This is a genomic window from Stenotrophomonas sp. HMWF003, assembly GCF_003061285.1.
Taxonomy (GTDB): Bacteria; Pseudomonadota; Gammaproteobacteria; order Xanthomonadales; family Xanthomonadaceae; genus Stenotrophomonas; species Stenotrophomonas maltophilia_AP.
Map to the genome: position 1 here is coordinate 11,988 of NZ_QAIW01000349.1, position 2,683 is coordinate 14,670.

Consider the following 2,683-nt stretch of genomic DNA (forward strand, 5'->3'; position numbering starts at 1 on the left):
TACCAGAGGGTCGACGCACCCGCCAGCGACCCGGACCACCAGAGAGGGGCGACGCGCCCGCCGGCAGTGGTTGCCACCGGGCAAGCACGCACAAAAAACCCCGCCTTGGCGGGGTTTTTCGTTACACGGTCCGCAGGGCGATCAGTTCGCCTTGTGGATCGCGCGCTTGGTCACGGCCATGGCCGCGTCGTGCACCGCTTCGGACAGCGACGGGTGGGCGTGGCAGATGCGCGCCAGATCGTCGGAGGAGCCGTTGAACTCCATGGTCAGCACGCCTTCGTGGACCAGTTCGGACACGTTGGCACCCACCAGGTGCATACCCAGCACGCGGTCGGTTTCCGCGTGGGCCAGCACCTTGACGAAGCCGGCCGGCTCGATCATGGCCACGGCACGGCCGTTGGCGGCGAACGGGAAGCTGCCGGCCTTGTACGGAATGCCCTCGGCCTTCAGCTGCTGCTCGGTCTTGCCGACCCAGGCCAGCTCCGGCTCGGTGTAGATGACCCACGGAATGGTGTCGAAGTTGACGTGGCCCGGCAGGCCGGCGATCAGTTCGGCCACCGCGATGCCTTCCTCGAAGCCCTTGTGCGCCAGCATCGGGCCGCGCACGCAGTCACCGACCGCCCAGACGCCGTCGACGCCGGTGTGGCAGTGGTCGTCCACTTCGATCTGGCCACGCTCGTTGACCTTGACGCCGGTGCCTTCGGCCAGCAGGCCCTTGGTGGCGGCGCGACGGCCAACGGCCACCAGCAGCTTGTCCACGATCAGGCTCTTTTCGCCTTCCGCGTCAGCGTAGGTCAGGGCGACTTCCTTCTTCTTGCCCTTGCTGGTCACTTCGGCCTTGGAGACCTTGGCGCCCAGGCGGATGTCCAGGCCCTGCTTCTTGAATTCCTTGGCGGCCGCCTTGGCCACTTCGGTATCGGCGGCCGCCAGGAACTCCGGCAGCGCTTCCAGGATGGTCACTTCCGAACCCAGGCGCTTCCACACGCTGCCCAGTTCCAGACCGATCACGCCGGCGCCGATCACGGCCAGGCGGGCCGGCACTTCGGTGAAGTCCAGGCCGCCGACGTTGTCGACGATGGTGTCGCCGTCGAACTTGGCGAACGGCAGTTCGATCGAATCCGAACCGGCGGCGATGATGACGTTGGTGCCCTTCAGCTCGACGATCGAACCGTCATGCTGGGTGACCTTGACCACGTTGCCCGGCTGCAGTTCGCCGAAGCCGTAGTAGGCGGCGACCTTGTTGGCCTTGAACAGCATGCCGATGCCGCCGGTGAACTGCTTGACGATCTTGTCCTTGCGGCCAACCATCGCCTCGACGTCCATCTTGGCGTCCTTGAAGCTGATGCCGTGGTCGCCAAAGATGTGGCCCATGTTCCAGAACTGGCGCGAGGAATCCAGCAGCGCCTTGGACGGGATGCAGCCCACGCGCAGGCAGGTGCCACCGAGGGCCGGCTTGCCGTCCTTGCCCAGGGCCGCGTCGATGCAGGCGGTCTTCAGACCCAGCTGCGCGGCACGGATGGCGGCGTGGTAGCCGGCCGGACCGGCACCGATGACGACGACGTCGAATTGTTCAGCCATTGAAATAGTCCTTGTTGCATTCCCGAGCTTCGGTCGAAGCCGGTGGCGCGCAGGCGCCGGGGAGAGAGCAGGGCAGTGCGGTGCAGTGCCGTAAAACCAACACCCCTCCGCGCAGGCGCGGAGGGGTGGCGGGTCTTACAGGCCGAACAGCATGCGGCCCGGGTTTTCCAGCTGGTTCTTGATGTCCACCAGGAACTGCACCGAATCCTTGCCATCGATGATGCGGTGGTCGTAGGACAGCGCCAGGTACATCATCGGCGCGATCACGACCTGGCCGTTCTGGGCGATCGGACGTTCCTTGATGGCGTGCATGCCCAGGATGGCGCTCTGCGGCGGGTTGATGATCGGCGTGGACAGCAGCGAGCCGAAGGTGCCGCCGTTGGTCACGGTGAAGGTGCCGCCCTGCAGTTCTTCCAGGCTCAGCTTGCCGTCACGGGCCTTCTTGGCGTAGTCGGCGATGGTCTTTTCGATGTCGGCGAACGACATGCGCTCGACGTTGCGCAGCACCGGCGTCACCAGGCCCTTGTCGGTCGACACGGCGATGGAGATGTCCGAGTAGCCGTGATAGATCACGTCGTCGCCGTCGATCGAGGCATTGACCAGCGGGAAGCGCTGCAGCGCGTTGGCCGCGGCCTTCACGAAGAAGCTCATGAAGCCCAGCTTGATGCCGTGGGCCTTGACGAACTCGTCCTGCAGGTCCTTGCGCGCGGCCGAGACCTTGGACAGGTCGACCTCGTTGAAGGTGGTCAGCATGGCCGTGCTGTTCTTGGACTGCATCAGGCGCTCGGCGATGCGCTTGCGGATGCGGGTCATCGGCACGCGTTCTTCCGGACGTGCACCGCCCGCCTTGCCAGCGCCGCCACTACGGGCGAAGTTGACGATGTCTTCCTTGGTCACCGCGCCATGACGGCCGGTGCCGGACACGTCGGCCGGGTTCACGCCTTCGGTGATCGCCGAGAAACGGGCGCCCGGGGGCAGGCCGTCGGCAGCCGACTTGGCCGCCGGCGCCGGGGCAGCAGCGGCCGGAGCAGCAGCGGCCGGTGCCGGAGCCGCGGCCGGGGCGTCGGCCTTCTTTTCTTCGGCCGGCGCGGCAGCGGTCGCGCCT

General features: G+C 66.5%; 2 protein-coding genes. Both read right to left on the reverse strand.

The window, feature by feature from the left end; translation table 11 throughout:
• Window positions 1-141: 141 nt before the first annotated feature.
• The gene (gene lpdA / locus DBR34_RS14115) at window positions 142-1,578 is read right to left on the reverse strand and encodes a dihydrolipoyl dehydrogenase (RefSeq protein ID WP_128097262.1); all 1,437 of its coding nucleotides are present in this window, start codon (window positions 1,576-1,578) and stop codon (window positions 142-144) included.
• A 135-nt stretch (window positions 1,579-1,713) separates the two neighbouring features.
• Window positions 1,714-2,683, reverse strand: a 970-nt coding sequence (gene sucB, locus DBR34_RS14120) for a dihydrolipoyllysine-residue succinyltransferase (RefSeq protein WP_308812545.1), incomplete at its 5' end; no start/stop codon positions are given.

Excerpts from the sequence above, each read along its gene's own strand:
- lpdA (WP_128097262.1), bottom strand. The coding sequence starts at position 1,578 with ATGGCTGAACAATTCGACGTCGTCGTCATCGGTGCCGGTCCGGCCGGC.